We start from the raw sequence: 25,279 nt of genomic DNA, 5'->3' as shown, positions 1-25,279 counted from the left end.
CTTTTCGATCTCAAAGAATCCAACCTCGGCACCATGACTACATCACCTGAAACCTCCCCCGTATTGACCTCCGTCCAGGACGGCATAGGCACGATCACGCTGAACCGCCCCGAGGCTCGCAACGCGCTCAACCAGGCCATGCGCCCGGCCCTGGCCGCCGCCGTGGCGCAGATGCGTGACGACGCGCAGGTGCACACCGTCATCCTCACGGGCGCGGGCGGCGCCTTCTGCTCGGGCGGCGACATCAGCCAGATGATGGATGCCAGCCAGGCCGGCCTGCCCTGGCGCCAGCGCATGCGCAACCTGCACCAGTGGTTTCCCGAGCTGGTCAACCTCGAAAAGCCCGTGATCGCCGCCGTGGACGGCCCGGCCTTCGGCGCGGGCCTGAGCCTGGCGCTGGCCGCCGACTTCGTGCTGTGCACGCGGCGCGCGAAGTTCTGCGCCGTGTTCGGCCGCATCGGCCTGGTGCCCGACCTGGGCGCCATGCACATGCTGCCGCGCATCGTGGGCCTGCAAAAGGCCAAGGAGCTGGTCTTCACCGCGCGCACCGTGCAGGCCGAGGAAGCCAGGTCGCTGGGCATGGTCTACGAGATCGTGGAAGACGGCGAGGCCCTGCAGGCCGCCGCCGTGGCGCTCGCCCGGCGCTTCGGCGAGGCGTCCACAGCCGCCATCGGCATGGCCAAGACAGCCATGAACCAGGCATTCGAACTGGACGCACGCGCCATGGCCGAGCTGGAAGCCTATGCCCAGACGATGTGCCGTGGCTCCGACTACCACCAGGAGGCGGTACAGCGCTTCAAGGACAAGCAGCCCACGCGCTTCGACTGGGACCGCGCGCCATGAGCGTGCTGCCGCCGGACGCCCTGCAAGAAAGGCTGCAGGCCCTGATCCGCCCCGGCGACACGCTGTGGTGGGGCCAGGCCACGGCCGAGCCGCTGACGCTCACGCGCGCCGTGGTCGCGCAGCGCCATGCACTGGCGCGGCACGGTAGCCAGGGCCGGCTGCGCGTCTTCGTGGGCATGGGCGCATCGGACACGCTGCAACCGGCGCATGCCGACGCCATCGACTTCTTCGGCTATGCGGCCGGCGGCCCCCACCGCGCACTGGCCCAGGCGGGCGTGCTGGACATCCTGCCCAGCCACTACTCCCACCTGCCCGGCCTGATCGACGATGGCCTGCTGCCTGCCGACGTGGTGCTGCTGCAGCTGTCCCCGCCCGACGAACAGGGCCGCTACAGCCTGGGCCTGGTGCATGAATACCTGCCGGCCGCCATACGCAAGGCACGCGTGCTGATCGGCGAGGTCAACCCCGCCATTCCCTGGACGCACGGCAGCCTGCACCTGCAGGCCGGCGACTTCGCGCTGCTGGTCGATGCCGAACACCCTCCGCTGGACCAGGCGCGCAGCGCATCCGGCCCTGCCGAACAGGCCATTGCCGGCCATGTGGCAGCCCTTATCGAAGACGGCGCCACGCTGCAGGTGGGCGTGGGCAACCTGCCCGAGGCCGTGCTCGCCGCCCTGCACGACCACCGCGACCTGGGCCTGCACAGCGGCGCCGTGGGCGACGGCATTGCCGCCCTGGCCGAAGCCGGCGTGCTGACCCACGCACGCAAGAGCCAGGACCGCGGCGTGGGCATTGGCGGCATCCTCATGGGGGGCGAATCGCTCAGGCGCTGGGCACACCGCAACCCCGCCCTGCAACTGCGCGAGACGCGCTACACGCACGCCCCCGAGGTGCTGGCCGCAAGCCACCGGCTGGCCGCCATCAATTCGGCGGTGGAGGTGGACCTCACGGGCCAGATCAACTCCGAAGTGGCGGGCGGCGTCTACGTGGGCGCCGTGGGAGGCGCCGTGGACTTTCTGCGCGGCGCGGCACGCAGCCGCGGCGGCCTGCCCATCATCGCCCTGCCCGCCACGGCCAGGGGTGCGACCCGCATCGTCGCGCGGCTGTCCGGCCCCGTCAGCACACCGCGCAGCGATGCCGGCCTCATCGTCACCGAACACGGCGTGGCCGACCTGCGCGGCCAGACACTGTCGCGCCGTGTGAAACGGCTGATCGACATCGCCGCACCGGAGCACCGCGCCGACCTGGAACAACAGGCACATACCTTGCTGCGCCAATGCGGCGCAGCCTTTTCCTGATCCATTGATTCCCAAGGAGACAACACCATGCGCAGAGCCGCCATCGTCACCCCGCTTCGCACCCCCGTCGGTACTTTCGGCGGCAGCCTGCGTCCCGTTCCCGTGGAGGAGCTGGCTGCCACCACGGTGCGTGCCGTGGTGGAGCGCAGCGGCATAGACCCTGCCCGCATCGACGATGTGGTGTTCGCCCAGTCGTATGCCAGCAGCGAGACCCCTTGCGTGGGCCGCTGGGCCGCCTTGCAGGCCGGCCTGCCTGTGGAGGTACCGGGCATGCAGCTGGACCGCCGCTGCGGCGGTGGCCTGCAGGCCGTTGCCACGGCCGCCATGATGGTGCAAAGCGGCGCGGCCGACGTGGTGATTGCCGGCGGCGTGGAGAGCATGAGCAACATCGAGTACTACAGCCCCGACATGCGCTGGGGCGCGCGCTCTGGCAATGTGCGCATGTACGACCGCCTGGATCGCGGCCGTGAGCGCTCGCAGCCCGTGGAGCGCTTTGGCAAGATTTCGGGAATGATCGAGACGGCTGAGAACCTGGCCCGCGACTACGGTATCAGCCGCGAGGCGGCCGACGCCTTTGCCATGCGCAGCCACCAGCGTGCCGCCGATGCCTGGGCCGCTGGTCGCTTTCACCACGAAGTCGTTCCCGTGAGCGTGCCCCAGCGCAAGGGCGAGCCTGTGCTGTTCAGCCAGGACGAGGGCTTTCGTGCCGCCACCACCATGGACAGCCTGGCCAAGCTGCGCGTGCTGATGCCGGGCGGCACGGTGACGGCGGGCAACGCCAGCCAGCAAAACGATGCTTCGGCGGCCTGCCTGATCGTGGCCGAGGACAAGCTGGCCGAACTAGGCCTGACGCCCATGGCCGCTTTGGTGGGATGGGCGGCAGCGGGCTGCGAGCCTTCGCACATGGGCATAGGCCCCGTTACGGCCGTGAAGAGGCTGCTGGCACGCCTGCACCTCACGCTGGACGATATGGATCTGGTGGAACTCAATGAGGCCTTCGCCTGCCAGGTGCTGGCCGTGCTCAAAGGCTGGGAGTGGCATGACCAGGCGGCCATCGAGCACAAGTTGAACGTGAATGGCTCCGGCATCTCGCTGGGCCACCCCATTGGCGCCACTGGTGTGCGCATTCTGGCCACGCTGCTGCATGAGCTTGAACGGCGCAAAGGCCGCTATGGCCTGGAGACCATGTGCATCGGTGGTGGCCAGGGCATTGCCGCCGTTTTCGAGCGTTACTGAACACCGTCTCCTCGGTTGTGCTTGCCACCGGCAGTCTCGGCCGGTGGCTTTTTTGCGTGGCCATGCAGGGATGGCTCAGGGTTACTACCCCATAAAAACGGGCGAAGCCCGGGTTTGCAAAATGCAGATTCCCGTAGGCAGCGGGCTCGCCCACCATGGCGTCTTATCGGTAAACCAGGCCAGATACGCATGACCCTCATGCATACCCACAACGGCCCCATCACCAGGAGACAAGACATGCACACCCGCACACGTCGTAACGTTCTACTGTCCGCGTTGGCGCTGAGCGCGGCCACCACGGCCATGGCCCAGATCGGTGCCAGCAACGCCCCTGTTCGCCTGCTGGTCGGCTACTCGGCCGGCGGCCCTGTGGACCAGGGCGCCCGCCTGTTTGCGCAAGCGCTTTCCAAGGAACTGGGTAGCCCGGTCACTGTGGAAAACAAGACTGGCGCCAATGCCACGCTGGCCGGCAGCGAGGTGGTGCGCGCCAAGCCCGACGGCAAGACCCTCTGGTTTGCCGCCAGCCCCACCATCACCATCAGCCCCAATGTGATGAAGCAGATGCAGTTCGATCCGGCCAAGGATCTGAGCGCACTGGCCCCCGTGCTGAGCTACTACAACGTGCTGGTGATCAACAACAACGAGCCCTACAAAAGCACAGCCGAGCTGGTCAGCTACGCCAAGGCCCACCCCCAGAAACTCAGCTATGGCTCGGCCGGCATAGGCGGCTCCAACCATCTCGGCGCCCTGCTGCTAGCCACGCGCAGCGGCATCGAGATGAATCATGTGCCCTACAAAGGCAATGCCCCGGCCATGAACGATGTGATCGGCGGCCAGATCAGCATGATGATGGACATCATCAGCACTGCCAGCACCTATATCCACAGCCACAAGGTGCGGGCCGTGGCGGTGACCTCGCCCAGGCGCAACGCCTCTCTGCCCGATGTGCCGACCTTTGCCGAATCCGGCATCGAGGGCCTCAAGGGCTTTGACGTGGGCGGCTGGTATGGAGTCTACGGACCCAAGGGCATGGCGCCGGAGCTGGTGCAGCAACTGAACAAAGCCATCAATGCCGCACTGGGCCAGCCCGAGCTGAAAAAGCGCTACGCAGAACTGGGCTATGACGAATGGACCGGCTCTGCCCAGACGCTGGCCGACCGCGCCGCCAAGGAGCGCGCCATGTGGGCCACCGTGACCCATGGCATCGAGATCAACTGACCATGACTGCACGCATCCACCATTTGCTGGAACGCAGCCTGGAGCAGGGAGCCGATGCCCCCTTCATTCTGCTGCCCGATCGCAGCCTCAGTTTTGGAGACATCTCCCGCCTGGCCGATCAGGCCGAGCAGGAGTTGCGCAGCCTGCAGGTCCGCCCCGGCGACCGCGTGATGGTCGTCGCCGAGAACTGCCCCGAACACGCAGCGCTGATCTTTGCCTGCAGCCGCATAGGCGCCTGGTCTTGCGGCGTCAACGCGCGCATGGCACCGGCCGAAATCGATGCCTTCGCCGAACGTGCCGATGCGCGCACCGTGTACTTCACAGCCAGCGCTTCCGCCAGCGCACAAGCACATGCCCGGCGCTACCAGGCCCTGCCCAGCTGTCTGCCAGGCATGGCCTACAGCCCCATCAAGGCGGACAGCCTCAGCGAAACCGGGCCGCTGCAAACCGAGGTGGCAGGCCTGATCTTCACTTCGGGTACCACCGGCCAGCCCAAGGGAGTGATGCTGGGCCATGATGCGCTGTGCCATTTTGCGCAGCAATCTGCGGCCTCGCGTGCGCTGTCGCCGGCTGACCGCTGCTATGCCTTTGTACCCATGACGCACATCTTTGGCCTGGCCACCGTCATGCTCACGGCCTTGCATGCGCGGGCCCAGCTGGTAATGCGCCCCCAGTTCGACCCGGCCGATCTGCTGGATGCACTCGAACACCATGGAGTCTCGCAACTGCAAGGTCCGCCCGCACTGTTCTCGCGTCTGTTGGCCTATCTGCAGGAGCAAGGCATAGATCAGGTCAAGGCTCCGGCGCTGCGCTTTGTCTATACCGGCGCCGGCCCTCTCGACATGGCGCTCAAAGAACGCGTGGAAAACCTCTTCGGTCAGGCCCTGCACCATGGCTACGGTCTGTCGGAATACGCGGGCTCGGTCCACATCACCCGCATGCGCGAGTGGCGCAAGGACACCAGCGCTGGCTATGCCGTGGCCGAGGCCGAAGTACAGGTGACCGACCCAGCCACCGGCCAGGCCCTGCCCTGCGGAGAGCGCGGAGAGCTGTGGGTGCGCGGCCGTGGTCTGATGCCCGGCTATTTCCGCGACCCGCAAGCCACCGCAGCAGCCATGCGCCCCGGCGGCTGGTATGCCAGCGGCGACCTGGGCGAGCTGAGTTCAGACGGTGCTCTGTGGGTGGTGGGCCGCCTGAAGGAAATGATCATTCGCTCCGGCTTCAACGTCTATCCCGCCGAGGTCGAGACCGCACTGAATGCATATCCCAGCATCGAGCGCTCGGCCGTGGTGGGGCGCAAGGAGGCCGATGGCAACGAACAGGTGATTGCCTTCGTGGAACTGCGCCCCGGTTGCCTGCTGGATATCCCGGTCCTGCAAGCCCATTTGCGCGAACGCCTGGCGCCCTACAAGCGCCCATCCCGCATCGAGACGGTGGCCGCGCTGCCCACCAACCCGAACGGAAAAATCGTCAAACGCCTGCTGCATGCCCAGGCCGAATCCCTTCCCATGTGAGGCCAGGGCCTCCGCCAAGATCCAGTGAGACATCCTCCATGCCATCCCACGCCGTTTCCCTGAACCGCCGCCATCTGCTCGCAGCAGCCGTGCTCAGCTCCCTGGGCAATGCCTCCTGGTCCCAGGCCAGCCACTGGCCAGTCAAGGCCGTGAAGTTCACCGTGCCGTTTCCTCCCGGTGGCCCGGTGGACACCACGGCGCGCATCTTCACGCAAAAGCTGGCCACGATGTGGAACCAGGCCGCCATCATCGACAACCGCGCCGGCGCGGGCGGCGTGGTCGGTGCCGCAGCTGCGGCCAAGGACCCAGCCGATGGCTACAACTTCTTTGTCGGATCCATCCACCATGCGGTGAACCCCTGGCTGATGGGCAAGCTGTCCTATGACATCGAAAAGGACTTCGTCCCCGTCAGCTTTGCCGCGCTGTTCCCGGTCTTTCTGGTGGCCCATCCCTCCGTGCCGGCGAACAACGTCAAAGAGTTGATAGCGCTGTCCCAAAAAGGCACGGTGCTCAGCTATGGCTCATCCGGCAATGGCGGCGGCACCCACTTGGCGGGCGAGCTTTTCAACATGGAAGCCGGCACCCAGCTGCAGCATATTCCCTACAAGGGCAGTGCACCGGCCATGACCGACTTGCTGGGCGGGCAGATCCAGCTGATGTTTGCCGATGCCCCTTCGGCCCTGCAACACATCAAGACAGGCCGTATCAAGGTGCTGGGCGTGGCCAGCAAGAAGCGCTCGGACATGCTGCCCCAGGTGCCGACGATTGCAGAATCCGGCGGTCTACCGAACTACGAAGCCTATTCATGGGCTGCGCTGTTTGCGCCAGCCAAGACGCCGGAGACAGTGCTGGCCAAGCTGAACGCCGACTTCAACCTGGCCCTGAACGACACTGCCGTCAGGACCCGTCTGCTGGAGGCCGGCGCCGAAGGCGATCCCGGCACGGCCGAAGAGATGCGCCAGCGCCTGAAAGGCGAGCTGCGGAAGTGGCAGAAGGTGATACAGACCGCAGGCATCAAGGCCGGCTGACCCCCTGTCTCAACACGCAGCCATGGTCCCGGAGGAAAACAGCATGCCTGAGGCGCTTCTGTCGCTTGCGCGCCATGCGCGCTCGCCCGCTTCGCGGCACTCCCGGATGCGGCGCCATATTCCGTGAAGACGGTGTTTCAGATTCCCGAATTGAGACCGGGGCGCGATGCAGGCATGCTGACCTCAAAACAAGGAAACCCGGAGCCTCACCCATGCACTTAAGCGCACAGACCCACTACCAGGCCGAACTGGATGCCGGCCGATTCGCCATCCAGCAATGCACGGCCTGCCAGCAACATGTGTTCACCCCGCGTGAGCTGTGCCCGCACTGCGGCGCCAGCCCGCTGCGCTGGGTACGCCCCAGCGGCCAGGGTACGGTCTACTCCACCACCACCATCGCCCGCAAAGCCGAAGCCGGCGGTGACTACAACGTGGCGCTGATCGATCTGGATGAAGACGTGCGCATGATGAGCCGCATCGAAGGCATTGCACCCGAGCGCGTGCAGATCGGCATGCGCGTCACTGCGCGGACGATCCAGCACAACGGCAAGGGACTGGTCGTATTCCACCCCGCCGTCAATGCACCAGGAGAGGTCGCATGAGTGCTTCTCTGCCTTCATCCAGCCTGGATGCCGCAGCCGCGAATCGCGTCCTGCGCGGCAAAGTAGCCATTGCCGGCGCTGCCACCTATGGCTGCGGTGAATCCCCCGGCATGGACGATATGACGCTGCTGGTACGTGCTGCCCACGCGGCAGTGGCCGATGCCGGCCTGTCCATGCAGGACATCGACGGCCTTGCCACCTGCAGCGTCACCGCCAGCATGTGGGCCATGCCGGTGATCGAACATCTGGGCATCAATCCCACCTACATCGACGGCACCATGCTGGGTGGCAGCAGCTTCGTGGCCCATTTGCTGCCCGCCATGCGCGCGCTGGAAGCCGGACAGTGCAAAGCCGTGCTGATCTGCTACGGCAGCGCCCAGCGCTCCGGTGTCGCGGGCCGCAAGGACATCGTGGCCGCTCGGCGCACCATGGACCCTCAGCCCTACGAACACCCTTACGAGCCGCTGCTGCCGGCCTCTGCCTATGCGCTGGCCGCCCAGCGCCATATGCACCAGTACGGCACCACGCGCGAGCAGCTGGCCGAGGTGGCAGTAGCAGCCCGTGCCTGGGCCCAGCTCAACCCCGAAGCCTTTATGCGCGACCCGCTCACCATCGACGATGTGCTGAAGGCGCGCATGGTCTCCAGCCCCCTGGGCGTGCGCGACTGCTGTCTGGTCACCGACGGTGCCGGCGCCATCGTGCTCACCCGCGCGGACCGAGCCAAGGATCTGCCACAGCCCCCCGTCTACATCCTGGGCAGTGCCACGGCCTGCTGGAACCGCCAGATCTCCTGCATGCCCGATCTGACCGTGACCTCGGCCACCCAATCCGGCCGGCAGGCCTTTGCCATGGCGGGGCTGACGCCAGCCGACATGGACATGGCCCAGCTGTACGACGCCTTCACGATAAACACCCTCTTGTTCCTGGAAGACCTGGGCTTTTGCCGCAAGGGCGAGGGCGGCTCCTTTGTGCAAGGCGGTGCCATCGCCCCCGGCGGCCGTCTGGCCGTGAACACCAATGGCGGCGGCCTGTCCTGCGTCCACCCGGGCATGTATGGTGTGTTCCTGCTGATCGAGGCCGTGCGCCAGCTGCGCGGTCAGGCCGGCCAGCGGCAACTGGCACGCCACCGCACGGCCGTGGTCCATGGCAATGGCGGCACGCTGTCCAGCCAGGCCACGGCGGTTCTGGGGAACTTCACCCCCTGAGTCGCTTCGCGCCTTCCCCCTGACCGGGCGTCCTCTCTCGCATCGCCGGAGGGGGACGACAGCCTCGCCGCGGGGCGGCGGGGCCGCCAAGGCCCTTGCTCGCTGCCTCTGGCCTGGACTGCGCCACCTGCGTTTGCCATAGGCGATGCTTCACCCCCCTGAACAACTGACAAGGAAATCACGCCAATGATTCGCGACCCCGAAACCCTTGAAGCCCTGCTCGACAGCGTGCGCCGCTTTGTCCGTGAGCGTCTGGTGCCTGCCGAAAACGAAGTGGCCGATACCGACGAAATTCCCGCCACCATCGTGCAGGAGATGCGCGATCTGGGCCTCTTCGGGCTGACCATTCCCGAGCGCTTCGGGGGGCTGGAGCTGACCATGGAAGAAGAGGTCCGCGTGCTGCTGGAGCTGTGCCAGACTGCACCGGCATTTCGCTCCGTCATCGGCACCACCGTCGGCATTGGCTCACAAGGCATTTTGATGGATGGCACGCCCGAACAACAGGCCCAGTGGCTGCCCAGGCTTGCCACTGGCGAGGTGATTGCCTCGTTCGCGCTGACCGAGCCCGAAGCCGGCTCTGACGCGGCATCGCTGCGCACCACGGCGGTCAAGAACGGCGACCACTACATCGTCAACGGCACCAAGCGCTTCATCACCAATGCGCCGCACGCGGGCATGTTCACGCTGATGGCCCGCACCAACCCCGAGGACAAGGGCGCGGGTGGTGTGTCCTCCTTCATCGTCGACGCCAGGTCGGCGGGCATCAGCTTCGGCAAATACGACAAGAAAATGGGCCAACGCGGCGCCCACACCTGCGATGTGATCTTTGACAACGTCAAGGTGCCGGCCGCCAATCTGATCGGCCTGCAGGAAGGCAAGGGTTTCAAGACCGCCATGAAGGTGCTTGAAAAAGGCCGCATCCACATTGCCGCAGTGGCCGTGGGCTGCGCCAGGCGCATTCTGCGCGATGCCCTGCAGTACGCACTGGAGCGCAAGCAGTTCGGCCAGGCGATCTGCGACTTCCAGCTGGTGCAGGCCATGCTGGCCGACAGCCAGGCCGAGCTGTACGCGGCCGAATGCATGACGATTGATGCGGCCCGCCGCCGTGACGACGGTGGCAATGTGTCGACCGAGGCCTCCAGCGCCAAGATGTTCGCCACCGAGATGTGCGGCCGCGTGGCCGACCGCGCGGTGCAGATCCTGGGCGGGTCGGGCTATATGTCCGAATACGGCATCGAGCGCTTCTACCGCGATGTGCGTCTGTTCCGGCTGTACGAGGGCACGACGCAGATCCAGCAGATCATCATTGCCCGCAACATGGTTCGCGAAGCCCGCGCCAACGCATGAGCGTCCTCACCCCTTCGACCACAATGCCCGCAGCATCCGCCCATGAGCGCAGCGCTTTCATGCGCCTGCTGGGCGCCTGCCAGGTGGCCGATGCGCCCCCCGGCATGGTGCAGATACGACTGCCCGAATTGCGCGAGGAGCTGCTCAACCAGCTGCCTGCCGCCCATGGCGGCGTGCTGATGAGCCTGCTGGATTCGGTGATGTCGCGCGCCGCCAGCGCGCTGCCCCAGGCGCCATCGCAGACCGCCGTGACGGTGGAGATGAGCAGCCGTTTTCACCGTCCCGGTCGCGGTGGCTTGCTGGCCGAAGGCTGGGTAGTGCAAGCCAGCCGCAGCCTGTGCAGCTGCGCCGCCAGGATCACCGACGCACAAGGCACGCTGGTGGCTACCGCCCAGGGCACGTTCAAGTACTGGAAGGCCCCAACCTCACTAAAAAAGTGAGCAGTCATCGCTCGTAAAACCACGATTTTAGACTTAAATCACCTTGAAACATCGACTTTACGGGCGCAGTGCGCTCTCGTTTTAGAAAGTGTTGACGCTCCTAGAGCAGCTCGCCGGTATCGGACGTTCCCGCAGCATCCATCACCAGCAGCTGCACCAGCTCCTTGGCAAAACTGGGCAGCGCATCCAGGCTGCGCATGCAGATCTGCATATCGCGAACCGACCAGGCATCCGACAGCGGCACGATGGCGATGTTCATGACTGCCGCATGGCGGCTGGCCGCCGACTCCGGCAGCACGCCCACGCCCACGCCGGACTCGATCATGCGGCAAGCCGTCTCGAAGTTGCCGACCTGGATGCGCTGCTTGATGGGCTTGTGCAGATGGTCCGAGGCCTGACGCAGAAAAGCATGGATGGCGCTGGACTCGTGCAGGCCCACATAGTCCAGATCCAGCGTGTCGGAGAACGCCAGCTGCATCACCCCATCCAGCGCATGCCCCTTGGGCACCACCAACACCAGCCTGTCCTTGCGATAGGGCAGGGTTTCCAGGTTCTCGGTGCGCACCAGACCGGCCACGATGCCGATGTCGGTCTGCCCTTCGGTCACGGCGCGCACGATGTCGTGGGACAGACGCTCGCGCAGATCCACATTCACATCCGGATTGCGACCCAGAAACTCGCGCAATACCGGCGGCAGGAATTCGCTCAGCGAAGTGGTGTTGGCATACACGCGCAGATGGCCCTTGATGCCACGCACATACTCCTGCATGTCACCGCGCAGGTGCTCGATCTGGCTGAGCACCATGCGCGCATGGGTCACAAACGCCTGGCCGGGCGGCGTCAGCGTCACGCCCTGGCTGGTGCGGTAGAGCAGCTTGGTGCCGATGCTGTCTTCCAGATTCTTGATGCGCGTGCTGGCGGCCGGCAGCGAAATGCACGAGAGTTCGGCACCACGAGTCATGCTGTTGGCCTCCGCGATATGGGTCATCAGGCGCAGGTCTACGAGGTCAAAGTGCATGGACATGGCTGCATTGTATGAACGCAGCCAGTGATCGGCTGTCGCGGATTGGCGTAGTCGGCCCGGATAAACCCGGCTTCCACAAATGCGAAACACGCAGCGGCCGGGCTTGCCTACGATGTCTGCCAGCCTCTTTACGGACCTGAACCCTCCTTCCGCCTCCATGACTGCTGCTGCCCCTGCCTCTTCTGACACTGCCCGCACAGGTGCCCTGAGCCATCTGCGCGTACTGGACCTCTCCCGCGTGCTCGCCGGCCCCTGGTGCACGCAGAATCTGGCCGATATGGGCGCCGACGTGATCAAGATCGAAAAGCCCGGCGAAGGCGATGACACCCGCCACTGGGGCCCGCCCTTTTTTGCCGATGCACAGGGCGATGCCTCCGCACATGCCTGCTACTTCGCGGCCTGCAACCGCAACAAGCGCTCGGTCACGGTCGACATGGCAACCCCGCAAGGCCAGGCCATCATTCGCGAGCTGGCCAGGGACAGCGACATCGTGGTGGAGAACTTCAAGACCGGCGGCCTGCAGCGCTACGGCCTGGACTACGCCAGCCTTGCGGCCCTCAATCCCCGTTTGATCTACTGCTCCGTCACCGGCTTCGGCCATACCGGGCCCTATGCGCCGCGCGCAGGTTACGACCTGCTGATCCAGGCCATGAGCGGTCTGATGAGCATCACCGGCCGCGCGGACAGCGAGCCCGGCAGCGGCCCCTTGCGCGTGGGTGTGGCCGTGATCGATCTGTTCACCGGCATGTATGCCACCAGCGCCATTCTGAGCGCGCTGGAAGCACGGCACCACACGGGCCGGGGGCAGCATATCGATATGGCGCTGCTGGACGTGGCCATGGCAGTGCTGGCCAACCAAGGCACAGGTTTCCTGAACACCGGCAGCATTCCGGGCCGCCAGGGCAACACCCACCCCAGCGTGGTGCCTTATCAGGACTTTCCCACGGCCGACGGCAATATGCTGCTGGCGATAGGCAACGACGGACAGTTCGCACGCTTTTGCGAAGCGGCCGGCGTGGCCTGGCACCAGGACGCGCGCTTCACCACGAACGCGGGCCGGGTCATTCACCGTGTGGAGATGGTGGACATGATGTCCGAGCTGACTCTCAGCCGCAGCACGGCCGACTGGATCGCGCTGCTGGAAGCCCGCGCCGTGCCCTGCGGCCCCATCAACAACATCCATCAGGCCTTTGAAGACCCCCAGGTGCAGGCACGTGGCCTGCGCATCACGCAGCAGCGCTACCCGGATGGACAGCTGCCGCAGGGAGAGTGCATCAACCAGGTAGCCACCACGGCCAGCCCTTTGCGCCTGTCCGACACTCCGGCCACGCTGCGTTATGCGCCTCCAGCCCTGGGCCAGCACACCGAAGAGGTGTTGCGTGAAAGACTGCAGCTCGACGCTGCACAACTGCAGGCGCTGCGCGACAAACAGGTGCTCTAGCCTCGCAAGACCGCTCCATGTCTTGTTTGGGTGGACCGCGCCTGATACGGGCTAGGCCGAGATCGCCTGCCCCAGCTCCTGCGCCAGCGTACGCACGAGCTCGGCGGCAGGCATGGCGCGAGCCAGCGGTGCGCCCTGGCCGGCCCAGTGCGCGGCATAGTCGCTGCTGCCCTGCGCGCTGGCGGCCTGGTGCAGCGCCTTGCCCGCGTCATACACCATGGGGTAGGCGGGCAGTGCTCCCGCATAGTCTCGTCCCAGCTGGTGCAGACGGTTGAACATGCCGCGCGCAGGGCGTCCGGAAATGGCGGCGGTGATGGCCGTGTGCTGCGCGCTGTCGCTTTGCAGCTCGGCGCGGTAGGCCTGGCTGGCTGCGGATTCAGGGCAGAGGATGAAGGCCGTGCCCATCTGCACGGCACAGGCTCCCAGCTGCAGAGCGGCAGCGATGCCTGCACCGTCCATGATGCCGCCAGCGGCGACCACGGGCAGGCGGGACTCGCGCGCCAGCAGTCGCACCAGCGCCATGGTTCCCATCAGAGTGTCCTGCTCTGGCACGAAAGCGCCGCGATGGCCGCCCGCCTCCATGCCCTGGGCCACGATCACATCCACCCCGGCCTGCTCGATCTGGCGCGCCTCGTCGAGACTGGTGGCACAGGCCAGCGTGGTGATGCCGGCGACGCGCAAGGCATCGACAAAGCCCTGCTCAGGCAGGCCGAAATGAAAGCTCACCACGGCGGGACGCAACTCCAGCAGCATGGCCTGCAATCGCGCATTGCCCAGTGCAGACTCGTAGATGCAGCGCAGGACGGGCGGCGCGCACGCGCCGTAGCGCTCGAACTCCGGCGCCAGATAGCGCAGCCACTGTGCTTCACGCTCTGCATCTGCTGCTGGCGCACGGTGACAGAAGAGGTTGACGTTGAAGGGCCGCTCGGTCAGCGCACGCGTCTGCTCGATGTGCTGGCGCGCCTGCTCAAGGCCATAGGCGCCTATGCCCACCGAGCCCAGGGCCGATGCATTGCTCACGGCGGCCGCCAGTTGCGGGGTCGAGGTCCCGGCCATCGGGGCCTGAATGATGGGATGCTGCAGGCCCAGGCCTGTCATCCATGAAGGTAGTTTGCTCATCGCGCGTCTCCCGGTTTCACATCTCGATCCTGATCATTGCGCGGTGCGGGCCAGGCGGCTAGAGGCCACCAGCAGCGCGCCCAGGCCCAGCGCCGCGCAGCCCAGCACGAACAACTGACGATAGCTGCCGGTACTGGCGTAGACAAATGCCATCAGATAGCCGGAGCTGGCCTGCAACAGCGCAAATGCTGCCGTGGCATAGCCCCACATTTTCTTGTGCTGGCCGGATCCAATGAGCTGCATCAGATAGCCCGAGGTAATGGCCGCCATGCCCGGTGACAGCGCTCCCACCACAAAGCCCGACAGCGCATGGCCGCCGAAACCGGCCCAGACCAGCGGCAGGCCGATGGCCACGGCCTTGAGGGCGTAGGCGCCCGTGGTCGTACCCCACCAGCCCCAGCGCGTAGCGCAGTAGGCCGCACACAGCGGCCCGACCATCGCGCCAAGCCCGAAGAAGGCCCATTGCGTCGATGCATAGGCGCCGCCCAACTGCAGCTCCCGATCCAGATAGTCCACCCAGAACACGGTGTGCGGCACAAAGCCGAAGGCGTCGCAGGCATAGGCAGTCAGCACCAGAATCACCGCCAGGCTCCACGGCGTTGTGCTGGAAGCTGCGACCGCCGTGGGCTGGACCGCCACCGGTGCATGCAGCGGGATCTGGCGCGCAGCATGCCAGCCGCTGTAAAGCGCCAGCGCACATAGCGCCGTCAATGCCCACCAGACGGCGCTCAGGCTGCTGCGCGCAAACATGGGCACCAGGGTGGCGGCCAGCAAGGCACCCACGCCAATGCCGCAGAACATCAGCGGACCCAACGCAGCACGGCGCTGCGGCGCGGCTGCAGCCATGGCCACCGACGGGCCCAGCACCATCAGCGCGGCCCCGGCAATGCCCGAGATCAGCCGCCAGACAAAGAACAAGGCCATGGGCTGGGGCAGGCTGCAGCCGGCAAAGCTCAGCATCACGGCCACCCAGCAGATCACCAGCACGCGCAGCGCGCCCCAGCGCTCGGCCAGCGGCGCGGCGACCAGCGCCCCGATCAGGTAACCGAGCAGATTGGCTGCGCCCAGATAGGCCACCTGCTCGCCGCTGAACCAGCCCGCATGCACCATCTGCGGCATCAGCGCCGTATAGGCAAAACGCGCCAGGCCGACGCCGCTCAGGGTGGCCATGAAGCCGGTCAACAGCAGGGGAAGTTCTTTGCGTTCGATCACAGCTCGGATTCCGGGGGAAATTGACATCAAGCCTAAACGCTGCGACTCAATCATGTCCAATGATTCAAAATGATGACTTGCATCTCAATTCAAGATATTGGAGCCGTCCATGCAACTCAAATCCCTGCGCATGTTCGAAGCCGTCTGCGAAAGCGGCAGCTTTGGTGCCGCTGCCCAGCGGCTGCACACCGTGCAATCCAATGTCACGGCCCATATCAAAAAGCTCGAGGATGAAGCAGGCGTGCAGTTGCTGATGCGGGCCAGCCCGGTCTTTCCCACTCCGGCCGGACGCACGCTGCTGGAGTCCGCACGGCAGATGCTGCAGTCGCACGACCAGGTGCTGGCCATGCTGCAAGCCCGGCAATTTGCAGCCGGCCAGGTCAAGGGCGCCTTGCGCATAGGCTCGATGGAAACCACGGCCGCACTGCGTCTGCCGCCCCTGCTGGCCAAGTTGCGCAGGCTGCATCCGGACATCGACCTGGAACTGGACGCCCAGCCCAGCGCCGCATTGCTGATGGAGCTGGCGGCCGGTCGCATCGACTGTGCCTTCATCAACGGTGCCGCACCACAGAGCGAGCTGCCATCCTGGCCCGTGTTCCGCGAAGAGCTGGTGCTGGTCAGCGGACAGCCGCTGACGCGCTTCCCAACCGCCGCAGAGTTCAGCAGCGCCGTGTTTCTGGCCTTTCGCCAGGGCTGCAGCTATCGCCAGCGCATCGAGCTGCTGATGGCCTCTATGGGTGTGACGGCGGTACGCATCATGGAGCTGGGCATGTTGGATACCATCCTCGGCTGCGTGGCCGCCGGTATGGGCTATGCGCTGCTGTCGCGCTCGCTGGTCGAAGCCCAGCAGCAGCGCTTTGGCGTGCACTGGATGACTCTGCCCGGCAAAAGCGGGCAGGAGCTGGCCTTTGTCGACACCTGTTTTGTGACCGCCGCCGTGGCGGGCTGGTCGCCCGCACTGCATGCGTTTGCCCAGGTGCTGGGCGTCGGGCCTGGTGCCGCGCAGGCACGGCCCGTGCCGTTGGCCCTGGCGGCCTGAAAACGGCCCGCCATCACGGCTGCATCAGCGCGCGGCGGTATTGCAATGCCTCGGCCAGATGGGTTTTCGTGATGGCATCCGAGTCCGCCAGATCGGCGATGGTTCGCGCCACCTTCAAGGCCCGGTGCGTGCCGCGTGCCGACCAGCCAAGGCGCGTTGCAGCCTTGTGCGCAAAGGTCAGCGCCTCGGGCTCCAGCTGCAGATGCGTGTCGAGCTGCACGCCCTGCAACTGATGATTGGGCAGGCCCTGGCGCTGCAAGGCCTTGTCTCTGGCTGCACTCACGCGTTGCTGCACGGCCGCGCTGCTCTGCCCTTCGGGCGCCGCCAGAAGTTCCTCGGGCGACAGTGCCGCCACCTCCACATGCAGATCGATACGGTCCAGCAAGGGCCCGCTGATGCGCGCCTGATAACGCGCCACCTGATCAGGCGAGCAGCGGCAGGCCCTGACGCGCGAGCCCCAGTAGCCGCAGGGGCAGGGATTCATGGCTGCCACCAGCTGGAAACGGGCCGGAAACTCCGCCCTCTGCACAGCCCGCACGATGGTAATGCGCCCGGTCTCCAGCGGCTCGCGCAAGGCCTCCAGGGCACTGCGCGCGAACTCGGGCAGCTCGTCCAGAAAAAGCGCCCCGCAATGGGCATAGGAGATTTCGCCAGGCCGGGGCGGAGAGCCGCCGCCGACCAGCGCGACGGAGCTGGCCGTGTGATGGGGAGCGGCAAACGGCCGCTGACGCCACAACTGCGGCGTGAAACGACCGCTGAGGCTGGCAATGGCGGCGGCTTCGAGCGCTTCCTCATCGGTCATGCCGGGCAGCAAACCCGCAAAGCGCTGGGCCAGCATGGATTTTCCCGAACCCGGAGGGCCGATCATCAGCACACCATGTGCGCCGGCAGCTGCAATTTCAAGCGCGCGCTTGGCCTGCATCTGGCCGCGCACCTCGCGCAGATCCAGCGACGGCAAAGAAGCTTCAGCAGGTCTGGAGTGCACCCGCTGCCAGCCCTCCACGCCATCGCCCTGCTCCGACAGGGTGCTGTCATGCGCGATGAACTGCCTGACCACATCCAGCAGATGCACAGCGCCGAAGACTTCGATCGCCGGCACAAAAGCGGCCTCCAGCGCACTGTCCGGCGGCAGCACCAGGCGCACGCGCTGCTGCTGACGCTGCAAGGCCAGCGCCGTAGCCAGGGCCCCGCGTACCGGGCGCAGGGCACCGGTCAGGGACAGCTCTCCTGCAAACTCATAATCGGCGAGCCGCTGTGCATCGATCTGGCCGCTGGCAGCCAGAATTCCCAGCGCTATCGGCAGGTCAAAGCGGCCTGAGTCCTTGGGCAGATCTGCCGGAGCCAGGTTGACCGTGATGCGCTGGTTGTTCGGGAACTCCAGCCCCGCATTGACGATGGCCGCGCGTACGCGCTCGCGGGCCTCCTTGACCTCCACATCTGCCAGTCCCACCAGCGTGAACGAAGGCAGTCCGTTGGCCAGATGGACCTCCACCGTGACAGCCGGTGCCTGCAGGCCCAGCAGGGCACGACTTTGAACCAGTGCCAGACCCATCACGCCCCTCCCCTTCAAGCCGGACTGTAGGGCCTAGCGTATGCGCCAGCGGCTCAAACAGGCAATAGGGGTGTGCACAGGCCGTCAGCCTGCGGCGTCATCGCGGGCCGGCTGTTTGCCCGCGGCACGGCCACGACGGCGCTCGGCCTTGGGAAAGCTGCCCTGCTCCTGCATGAGCGCCGCCCTGGTGCGCACGCGCTCGAAGACCTGCGACAACACCTCAAGCTCGGCATCGCTGACGTCGCCAAGCAGCTCCTGGTTGATCGCCTGTATCTGCGGAAACAGCTGGGTGTGCAGCGCCAGCCCGGCGGCCGTCAGCTGCACCATGGCCTGACGCCCGTCGCCGGCCATGCCCTGCTTGTGCAGCAGCCCCTTGGCAATCAGCGCGGAGATGGTGCGCGAGGTGCGCGTGCGATCGAGCTGCGCCAGCTCTGCGAGCCCGGAGGGCTGCATGGCACCCTTGGTGGCCAGCAGACCTATCATGCGCCACTCGCGCCGGGTGATGCCGAAGCCGCCCTCGCACAGGCGCACCACCATGGTTCCCGCCGAGCTCATCAGGCGGGCCAGATGGTAGAGGAACAAATCGTCCAGCTCGGACGGCTGCCGCCAGGGGTGGCGCTGCGCCTTGGTCATGGGTCTTTGTGGGTTTTCTCTAGGAATGATGGATTAGATCCATTATCGAGTCGCTGCTTACAGTGGCTCCAAAGCAAACGACTGGAGACATCATGCCTTGCACCCGTATCGCCCGCAGCGCTCTGGCCGGGCTGGCGACCGCCGCGCTGCTGCTGCCGGCATCCCACGCTGCCGACAACTGGCCCGCCAAGCCCATACGCATCATCGTTCCCACGCCGCCGGCCGGCCCTTCCGACCTCGCCGTGCGCCCGCTGGCGGCGGCCGTGCAAAAGACGCTAGGTCAAGCCGTGATCGTGGAAAACCGGGCCGGTGCCAACGGCAATATCGGTGCGGCCGAGGTCGCCCGGGCTCCGGCCGACGGCTATACCTGGCTGTGGGCCATGGACCCGGTGCTCACCGTCAACAGGCATATCTACAAGAACATCGGCTATTCCAGCGATGCCATCGTGGTGCTCAACGCCGCCGCCAGGTTTTCGCAAACCCTGATCTGCAACCCCGGCCTCGGCTTCAAGTCCGTCAAGGACATGCTGGAGACCGCCAAGTCACGCGAGCTGACCTATGCCACCGGCGGCGCGGGCTCGCCCGGCCATCTGGTCATGGAGTCCCTGCTGTCGGGCACCGGCGTGAAGATGGTGCATGTGCCCTACAAGGGACCGGCACCGGCCATGCAGGATCTGATGGGCGGCCAGGTGGACTGCGGCTTCCTGGCAGCACCCACGGTGCTGCCCCAGATCCAGAGCGGCCGGGTCACTGCCCTGGCAACCACAGGGCGCACGCGCTCGCCCCTGCTGCCGGCATTGCCCACGATTGCCGAGTCGGGCTACCCCGATTTCGACGGCACCTACTGGCTGCTGCTGGCGGCTCCCAAGGGTGTTCCTGCCGAGATCCAGAAGCGCTTTCTCGCCGCCATGGATGACGCCATCCGCTCGCCGCTGCAGCAGGAGCGGGTCAAGGCCGTGGATATCGAGATGGTGGGCAGCAGCCCCGAGCAGGCACAGGCCAGGGTGCGCGAGATCTCGGCCAAATGGGAAGCGCTGGCCCGCAAGATCAATCTGAAACCCGATTGAGGCCGAGGCCCCAGGCCCTGGCGCCTGCCATCTGAGCGGTTCAGGCCAGTGCCGGCACGCACTTACACTGCCCGCTTTCAAGCAGAAATGGCGTGAGCCCTCGGCTCGGATCACAGACCAGGAGAGACATGACGATGCAAAGAAGAATCTTCGGCAAGCTCGCTGCGGGGCTCGGCCTGAGCGCAGGATTGCTGGGCAGCGGCGCGCTGCAGGCCCAGGACAGCCATGCCCTGTTTCCCAACAAGACACCGCTGCGCATGGTGGTCGGCTATCCGCCCGGCGGCGCCACCGACCGCGTGGCGCGCATCGTGGCCGACCGGCTGCAGGCCAGACTGGGCAGCCCGGTCATCGTGGAAAACAAGCCCGGCGCAGGCGGCCGTCTGTCGGCCCAGTACGTGAAGAATGCGCCGGCCTCCCAGCCCGCCATTTTGCTGGCCAATCCCGCCGTGATGGTGGTGGCGCCGCTGGTGTTTCCAGACTCGGGCTACGAGCCGGACAAGGACTTCCGTCCCATCAGCGAGGTCAACCGCTACGAGTTCGGTCTGGCCGTGGCCAGTGCCGTGCCCGTGAAGGAGCTGCCGCACCTGCTGGCCTGGCTCAAGGCCAATCCACAGCAGGCCAATTTCGGAGTGCCGGCCACGGGCAGCCTGCCGCACTTTTTCGCACTGATGCTGGGCGAGGCCGCCAAGGTGCCGGTCGAGGTCGTGGGCTACAAGGGCTCGGGCCCGCTGCTCACCGACCTGATGGGCGGGCAGATCCCCATTGCCGTGGACACTTTCGACACCCAGATCGCCCAGCACGAAGCGGGCAAGCTGCGCGTGCTGGCCACCTCGGGCGAGCGCCGCAGCGCCATGGCGCCCGGCATTCCCACACTCAAGGAGCTGGGCGTGAATCTGGTGGGCACGGGCTGGAACACCTTGTTCGCGCCGCAGAGCATGGCGCCGGCCACGGTGCAGCGCCTGTCCCAGCTGGTACAGGAGGTGATGAAGGAAGCCGACACGCAGCACAGGTTCGCCGCCTCCAACCTGGTGCCTGTGGTCAGCAGCGCGCAGGAGACGGAAAAAATGCTCAAGGCCTACCGCGCGCAATGGGCGCCGGTCGTACAGCGCTCGGGCTTCAAGCCCTGATATTTGAGGAGCATCTATCGCTTGCTACCAAACATTTTCAGCATTAAATCTATTCAGAATCCTTGCATAACAGGCGATAGAAGCTCCTGTTTTTGAATGTTCCCCGCCCTCTCATGACCGACTCCCGCCCCAACCTGATCTTCATCCTGGCCGATGACCTCGGCTATGCCGACCTGGGCTGCACCGGTGCGCGCGATGCGCACAACAACGCCACAGACGTCTCGCCGCGCCTGGATGCCATGGCGGCCCAGGGCCTGCGCTTCACGCGCGGCTACTCCAACTCGTCGGTGTGCTCGCCCACGCGCTTTGCGCTGGCCACGGGCCGCTGGCAGTACCGCCTGCGCGGTGCGGCCGAGGAACCCATCGCCAGCGTGCATGGCGACAAGGTGCTGGGCCTGCCGCCCGATCACCCCACGGTGGCCTCGCTGCTGCGCGATGCCGGCTATGCCACGGCACTGGTCGGCAAATGGCATCTGGGCTACCCCCCGCATTTCGGCCCGCGCCTGTCCGGCTACGAGGAGTTCTACGGCTTTCACGCGGGCGGCGCCGACTACTTCGCCCACTGCGATCCGCGCGGGCGCCCCGACTTCTGGCGCAACGAGGAGCCGCACACCGAAGACGGCTACCTGACCGATCTGCTGAGCCGCCGCGCCGTGGACTTCGTCAAGCGCCAGACGGCCGAGCAGCCCTTCTACCTCTCGCTGCACTACAGCGCGCCACACTGGCCCTGGCTGACGCGCGAGGACCGCGCCGAGTCCGAACGCCTGCAAGGCATGGGCAAGCACATAGACGGCGGCTCCATAGACACCTATCAGCGCATGATCCATCACATGGACGAAGGCATTGGCTGGCTGCTGGATGCGCTGGAGGAAAAAGGCATGAGCGAGAACACGCTCATCGTCTTCACCAGCGACAACGGCGGCGAGCGCTTCTCCAATACCTGGCCCTTCGTGGGCCAGAAGATGGACCTGCTCGAGGGCGGCATCCGCGTGCCTTTGCTGGCGCGCTGGCCGGCGCGCATGACGGCCGGAGCCGTCTGCGACACGCCCAGCCTGAGCATGGACTGGTCGGCGACCTTTTTGGCCGCCGCCGGCGTGGCCGCGCATGCCGACTATCCGCTGGATGGCATCAGCCTGCTGCCCCTGATGCAGGATCAAAGCTGGATGCCCGAGCGCGACCTGGCCTGGCGCATGAAGCACCGCGAGCAAAAGGCCTTGATACGCGGCGACTGGAAATACCTGCAGATCGAGGGCATCGAATACCTGTTCCACATCGGCAACGACCCGCGCGAGCGCGCCAATCTGCGTGATCGTGAGCCCCAGAAACTGGCCGAGCTGCGCAGCGCCTGGCAGCACTGGAATCAGGACTTTCCGCCCATTCCGCAGGAAGCCAAGGTCTCGCTGGTGTTCACCAAGGCAGACCTGCCCCAGGCCAGCTTCTGAACTGCGGCCGCCCCCCAAGCCCATCGCCCAGCCGATGGGCTTTTTCTTTGCCAGCGCCCAGATAAAGAGCGCGCACTCACTCCCAAATCCCCTGATTGGTGCAAGAAGCCGGGAAAAAGCAGAGCCATGGCGGTGCACCGCAAAAACGCACCATCTTGGTGCAATCAATTTCGGCCAGCACCCAGGTGGCGAAAGTTGCGCTCAGTGATTGTGAGAACTCGTAGCTTTTTGTACTGGGCAGCTATGGTCCGGTGCCTGTTTCAGGGCCTTGGGCAGCGCGCCGTGCCGCAGCCGCCGCAGAGACTGGCACGGTCTGTGCTTTGAAAGTTCATCCGAGATTTTTGCCACGAAATTTTCAAACCGGAGGAACCCTGAATGCCTAGTCCCGCTGCAAGCCGTTTCAAGACTTTCGCCAAGACTGCCGCCCTGGCCTGCGCCGTTGTCGCCCCCATGTGGGCCCATGCCCAGCTCTCCGCCAACGTTGCCCTGACCACCAACTACAAGTTCCGCGGTCAGGACCAGGACGCCAGCCGCACCAAGGCCGTGAAGCCCGCGCTGCAAGGTGGTTTTGACTACACGTTCGGTGACAGCGGCTTCTACGTGGGCAACTGGAACTCCTCCGTGGACTGGCTGCCCGGCAACTCGCTGGAAACCGACTTCTACGGCGGCTACAAGTTCAAGGCAGCCGATGTGGACTGGGACGTGGGCATGCTGACCTATGTGTACTCGGGCAATGCCAACGGCAACACCACCGAGATCTACGGCTCCGGCACCTACGGCCCGTTCACGGCCAAGTATTCGCACACGGTGTCCAAGGACTACTTCGGCTGGGCCGGCGCCAAGGCGGGTTCGGGTCTCAAGGGCCGCAACACCGGATATCTGCAGTTCTCCTACAGCCAGGAAGTGATGCCCAAGGTGACACTGAAAGCATCAGTTGGTTACACCCATTTTTCCAGCGACATCAAGGACCTGGGCGTTCCCAACTATGTGGACTACAGCTTGGGTGGTGCCTATGACCTGGGCGACGGCTTCTCTGCTGGTGCAGCGGTGACCGGCGCCAACAAGAAGGCCTACTTCGGCGATGTGAACAAGGCGCGTCTGATTCTGACGCTCTCCAAGACTTTCTAATTTTTCAGGAGCCCGTCATGAAAATGGTGATCGCCATCATCAAACCCTTCAAGCTCGACGAAGTGCGTGAAGCGCTTTCCCAAATCGGTGTCCAAGGCATCACCGTGACCGAAGTCAAGGGCTTTGGTCGTCAAAAGGGTCACACCGAGCTGTACCGCGGTGCCGAGTATGTGGTGGACTTTCTGCCCAAGCTCAAGATCGAGGCCGCGATTGCCGACGATCTGGTCGATGCCGCCATCGACGCCATCGAGGGCGCAGCCCGCACCGGCAAGATCGGCGACGGCAAGATCTTTGTGCAGGCGCTGGAGCAGTCGATCCGTATCCGTACAGGAGAAACCGGCGACGCGGCCCTGTAAAGGCCCAGTCTCTCTGGAACCGTTTTGAGAAAGATTGCCATGATCAAGAAATTATTGACCGCAGGCCTGGGACTGGGCCTGCTGGCTGCAAGTGCCACAGGCTTTGCCCAGGAAGCTGCAACGGCTGCCGCCGCCGCAGCGCCCGTGGCCGAAGCAGCGGCCGAGGCCGTTCCCACCCTGAGCGCCGGTGACACCGCCTGGATGCTGACCTCGACCATGCTGGTGATCCTGATGGTCATCCCCGGACTGGCGCTGTTCTACGGCGGCCTGGTGCGCAGCAAGAACATGCTGTCCGTGCTGGCCCAGGTCTTCGTGATCTTTTCGCTGATCACCGTGCTGTGGGCCATCTACGGCTACTCGCTGGCCTTTGGTGGCGAGGGCAAGTTCTTCGCCGGCTTCGACAAGCTGTTCCTCATGGGGATCACGCCTGACACGCTGTCGTCCATGCTCAAGACCATCCCCGAATATGTGTTCGTGGCCTTCCAGTCCACCTTCGCCGCCATCACCGTGGCGCTGATCGTGGGTGCATTTGCCGAGCGCATCAAGTTCGCGGCCGTGATCGTGTTCTCCGTGCTGTGGTTCACCTTCAGCTACATCCCCATGGCCCACATGGTGTGGGGCGGCGGTCTGCTGGGTGCCGATGGCGCGCTGGACTTCGCGGGCGGCACCGTGGTGCACATCAACGCCGCCGTGGCCGGTCTGGTGGGTGCCTACATGCTGGGCAAGCGCATCGGCTTCGGCAAGGAAGCCCTGCCTCCTCACAGCCTGACGCTGACCATGGTGGGTGCCTCGCTGCTGTGGGTGGGCTGGTTCGGCTTCAACGCCGGCTCTGCCGGTGCTGCCAACGGCATTGCCGGCCTGGCCTTCATCAACACCATCCTGGCGACCGGCGCTGCCGCCATCTCCTGGATCGTGGCCGAAGCGCTGCTGCGCGGCAAGGCCTCCATGCTGGGTGCCGCCTCGGGTGCCGTGGCCGGTCTGGTGACCATCACGCCCGCCGCCGGTTTTGTCGGCCCCATGGGCTCCATCGTCATGGGCATCATCGCCGGCCCTCTGTGCTTCTGGGGCGTGTCCGGCCTCAAGCACATGCTCAAGGTCGACGACGTCTGCGACGTGTTCGGCGTCCACGGTGTCGGCGGTATCCTGGGTGCCATCCTGACCGGCGTGTTCTGCGCCAAGGGCCTGGGCGGTATCGAGCCCGAGGGCTACAACATGGCCCATCAGCTGTGGGTGCAGGTCGAGAGCGTGCTGGTGACCATCGTCTGGTCTGGCGTGGTCTCCTACGTGGCCTACAAGATTGCCGATCTGACCGTGGGTCTGCGTGTCTCGGAGGAGTCCGAACGCCAGGGCCTGGACATCACTTCTCACGGTGAGGTGGCCTACACCCGCTAAGCGGCAGGCTCTTCGC

23 protein-coding genes are annotated in these 25,279 nt (G+C 65.6%); 18 read left to right on the top strand and 5 right to left on the bottom strand.

All coding sequences use genetic code 11. The features are described 5' to 3' along the window. The first annotated feature begins 33 nt into the window (after positions 1–33). The 10 genes from AC1RTQ_RS19660 to AC1RTQ_RS19615 all read left to right on the top strand — a co-directional run bounded on the left by AC1RTQ_RS19660 (position 34) and on the right by AC1RTQ_RS19615 (position 10,731). Complete coding sequence (locus tag AC1RTQ_RS19660; protein ID WP_492878196.1) at positions 34–843, top strand: enoyl-CoA hydratase/isomerase family protein; 810 nt, start codon at positions 34–36, stop codon at positions 841–843. After that, complete coding sequence (locus AC1RTQ_RS19655; RefSeq protein ID WP_492878193.1) at positions 840–2,141, top strand: acetyl-CoA hydrolase/transferase family protein; 1,302 nt, start codon at positions 840–842, stop codon at positions 2,139–2,141. Before AC1RTQ_RS19660 ends, AC1RTQ_RS19655 begins: the two co-directional genes overlap by 4 nt. A 27-nt stretch (positions 2,142–2,168) precedes the next feature. Beyond that, positions 2,169–3,377 carry an acetyl-CoA C-acetyltransferase gene (locus AC1RTQ_RS19650; protein ID WP_492878191.1) on the top strand — a complete coding sequence of 403 codons (1,209 nt, stop codon included), beginning with the start codon at positions 2,169–2,171 and terminating at the stop codon, positions 3,375–3,377. A gap of 237 nt (positions 3,378–3,614) precedes the next feature. Then, on the top strand, positions 3,615–4,595 hold the full coding sequence (locus AC1RTQ_RS19645) for a Bug family tripartite tricarboxylate transporter substrate binding protein (protein WP_492878189.1): 981 nt from the start codon (positions 3,615–3,617) through the stop codon (positions 4,593–4,595). A gap of 2 nt (positions 4,596–4,597) precedes the next feature. Next, a complete protein-coding gene (locus AC1RTQ_RS19640; RefSeq protein WP_492878187.1) occupies positions 4,598–6,109 on the top strand; it encodes a class I adenylate-forming enzyme family protein in 1,512 nt (503 codons plus the stop codon). Between the two features lie 38 nt (positions 6,110–6,147). Continuing rightward, positions 6,148–7,137 carry a Bug family tripartite tricarboxylate transporter substrate binding protein gene (locus AC1RTQ_RS19635; protein ID WP_492878185.1) on the top strand — a complete coding sequence of 330 codons (990 nt, stop codon included), beginning with the start codon at positions 6,148–6,150 and terminating at the stop codon, positions 7,135–7,137. 212 nt (positions 7,138–7,349) lie between these two features. Continuing rightward, the gene (locus AC1RTQ_RS19630; RefSeq protein ID WP_492878183.1) at positions 7,350–7,739 is read left to right on the top strand and encodes a Zn-ribbon domain-containing OB-fold protein; all 390 of its coding nucleotides are present in this window, start codon (positions 7,350–7,352) and stop codon (positions 7,737–7,739) included. Continuing rightward, a complete protein-coding gene (locus tag AC1RTQ_RS19625; RefSeq protein ID WP_492878181.1) occupies positions 7,736–8,944 on the top strand; it encodes a thiolase family protein in 1,209 nt (402 codons plus the stop codon). Before AC1RTQ_RS19630 ends, AC1RTQ_RS19625 begins: the two co-directional genes overlap by 4 nt. Positions 8,945–9,130: 186 nt before the next feature. Next, on the top strand, positions 9,131–10,291 hold the full coding sequence (locus AC1RTQ_RS19620; RefSeq protein WP_492878179.1) for an acyl-CoA dehydrogenase family protein: 1,161 nt from the start codon (positions 9,131–9,133) through the stop codon (positions 10,289–10,291). After that, positions 10,288–10,731, top strand: a complete 444-nt coding sequence (locus AC1RTQ_RS19615) for a PaaI family thioesterase (RefSeq protein WP_492878177.1) — start codon at positions 10,288–10,290, stop codon at positions 10,729–10,731. The genes AC1RTQ_RS19620 and AC1RTQ_RS19615 overlap by 4 nt, the downstream gene beginning before the upstream one ends. Positions 10,732–10,831: 100 nt before the next feature. On the opposite strand, the gene AC1RTQ_RS19610 is transcribed toward AC1RTQ_RS19615, so the two are convergent. Then, on the bottom strand, positions 10,832–11,755 hold the full coding sequence (locus AC1RTQ_RS19610) for a LysR family transcriptional regulator (RefSeq protein WP_302092842.1): 924 nt from the start codon (positions 11,753–11,755) through the stop codon (positions 10,832–10,834). A gap of 157 nt (positions 11,756–11,912) precedes the next feature. Between AC1RTQ_RS19610 and AC1RTQ_RS19605 the strand changes: the two genes are divergently transcribed. After that, a complete protein-coding gene (locus AC1RTQ_RS19605; RefSeq protein ID WP_492878315.1) occupies positions 11,913–13,196 on the top strand; it encodes a CaiB/BaiF CoA transferase family protein in 1,284 nt (427 codons plus the stop codon). 51 nt (positions 13,197–13,247) lie between these two features. Here the strand turns inward: AC1RTQ_RS19605 and AC1RTQ_RS19600 are convergent, their stop codons facing one another. Both AC1RTQ_RS19600 and AC1RTQ_RS19595 read right to left on the bottom strand, forming a co-directional pair. After that, complete coding sequence (locus tag AC1RTQ_RS19600) at positions 13,248–14,315, bottom strand: NAD(P)H-dependent flavin oxidoreductase (RefSeq protein WP_492878174.1); 1,068 nt, start codon at positions 14,313–14,315, stop codon at positions 13,248–13,250. A gap of 33 nt (positions 14,316–14,348) precedes the next feature. Then, positions 14,349–15,527: a YbfB/YjiJ family MFS transporter gene (locus AC1RTQ_RS19595; RefSeq protein WP_492878172.1), complete on the bottom strand. Its 1,179-nt coding sequence runs from the start codon at positions 15,525–15,527 to the stop codon at positions 14,349–14,351. A 109-nt stretch (positions 15,528–15,636) separates the two neighbouring features. On the opposite strand from AC1RTQ_RS19595, the gene AC1RTQ_RS19590 reads away from it, so the two are divergent. Beyond that, a complete protein-coding gene (locus AC1RTQ_RS19590; RefSeq protein WP_492878170.1) occupies positions 15,637–16,566 on the top strand; it encodes a LysR substrate-binding domain-containing protein in 930 nt (309 codons plus the stop codon). 13 nt (positions 16,567–16,579) lie between these two features. Here AC1RTQ_RS19590 and AC1RTQ_RS19585 read toward each other — a convergent pair whose 3' ends face one another. Together AC1RTQ_RS19585 and AC1RTQ_RS19580 are read right to left on the bottom strand one after the other, a co-directional pair. Next, on the bottom strand, positions 16,580–18,118 hold the full coding sequence (locus tag AC1RTQ_RS19585; protein WP_492878168.1) for a YifB family Mg chelatase-like AAA ATPase: 1,539 nt from the start codon (positions 18,116–18,118) through the stop codon (positions 16,580–16,582). An 84-nt stretch (positions 18,119–18,202) separates the two neighbouring features. Then, positions 18,203–18,751: a MarR family winged helix-turn-helix transcriptional regulator gene (locus AC1RTQ_RS19580; protein ID WP_492878166.1), complete on the bottom strand. Its 549-nt coding sequence runs from the start codon at positions 18,749–18,751 to the stop codon at positions 18,203–18,205. Between the two features lie 92 nt (positions 18,752–18,843). On the opposite strand from AC1RTQ_RS19580, the gene AC1RTQ_RS19575 reads away from it, so the two are divergent. The 6 genes from AC1RTQ_RS19575 (at position 18,844) to AC1RTQ_RS19550 (ending at position 25,263) form a co-directional block, all read left to right on the top strand. After that, positions 18,844–19,818 (top strand): tripartite tricarboxylate transporter substrate binding protein, encoded by a 975-nt coding sequence (locus tag AC1RTQ_RS19575; protein WP_492878164.1) that lies wholly within the window; start codon positions 18,844–18,846, stop codon positions 19,816–19,818. 134 nt (positions 19,819–19,952) lie between these two features. After that, positions 19,953–20,945: a Bug family tripartite tricarboxylate transporter substrate binding protein gene (locus tag AC1RTQ_RS19570; protein WP_302092834.1), complete on the top strand. Its 993-nt coding sequence runs from the start codon at positions 19,953–19,955 to the stop codon at positions 20,943–20,945. 113 nt (positions 20,946–21,058) lie between these two features. After that, positions 21,059–22,387, top strand: a complete 1,329-nt coding sequence (locus AC1RTQ_RS19565; RefSeq protein ID WP_492878162.1) for a sulfatase family protein — start codon at positions 21,059–21,061, stop codon at positions 22,385–22,387. Between the two features lie 375 nt (positions 22,388–22,762). Next, positions 22,763–23,515, top strand: a complete 753-nt coding sequence (locus AC1RTQ_RS19560; RefSeq protein WP_492878160.1) for a TorF family putative porin — start codon at positions 22,763–22,765, stop codon at positions 23,513–23,515. A 17-nt stretch (positions 23,516–23,532) separates the two neighbouring features. After that, positions 23,533–23,871 (top strand): P-II family nitrogen regulator, encoded by a 339-nt coding sequence (gene glnK / locus AC1RTQ_RS19555; protein ID WP_003059648.1) that lies wholly within the window; start codon positions 23,533–23,535, stop codon positions 23,869–23,871. A gap of 39 nt (positions 23,872–23,910) precedes the next feature. Then, positions 23,911–25,263 (top strand): ammonium transporter, encoded by a 1,353-nt coding sequence (locus AC1RTQ_RS19550; protein ID WP_409811764.1) that lies wholly within the window; start codon positions 23,911–23,913, stop codon positions 25,261–25,263. Positions 25,264–25,279 lie beyond the last annotated feature (16 nt).

The organism is Comamonas sp. GW821-FHT11H03 (assembly GCF_058807955.1).
Note: the sequence above shows the minus strand (reverse complement) of the source record. Positions and strands in the feature narration are given on the sequence as shown.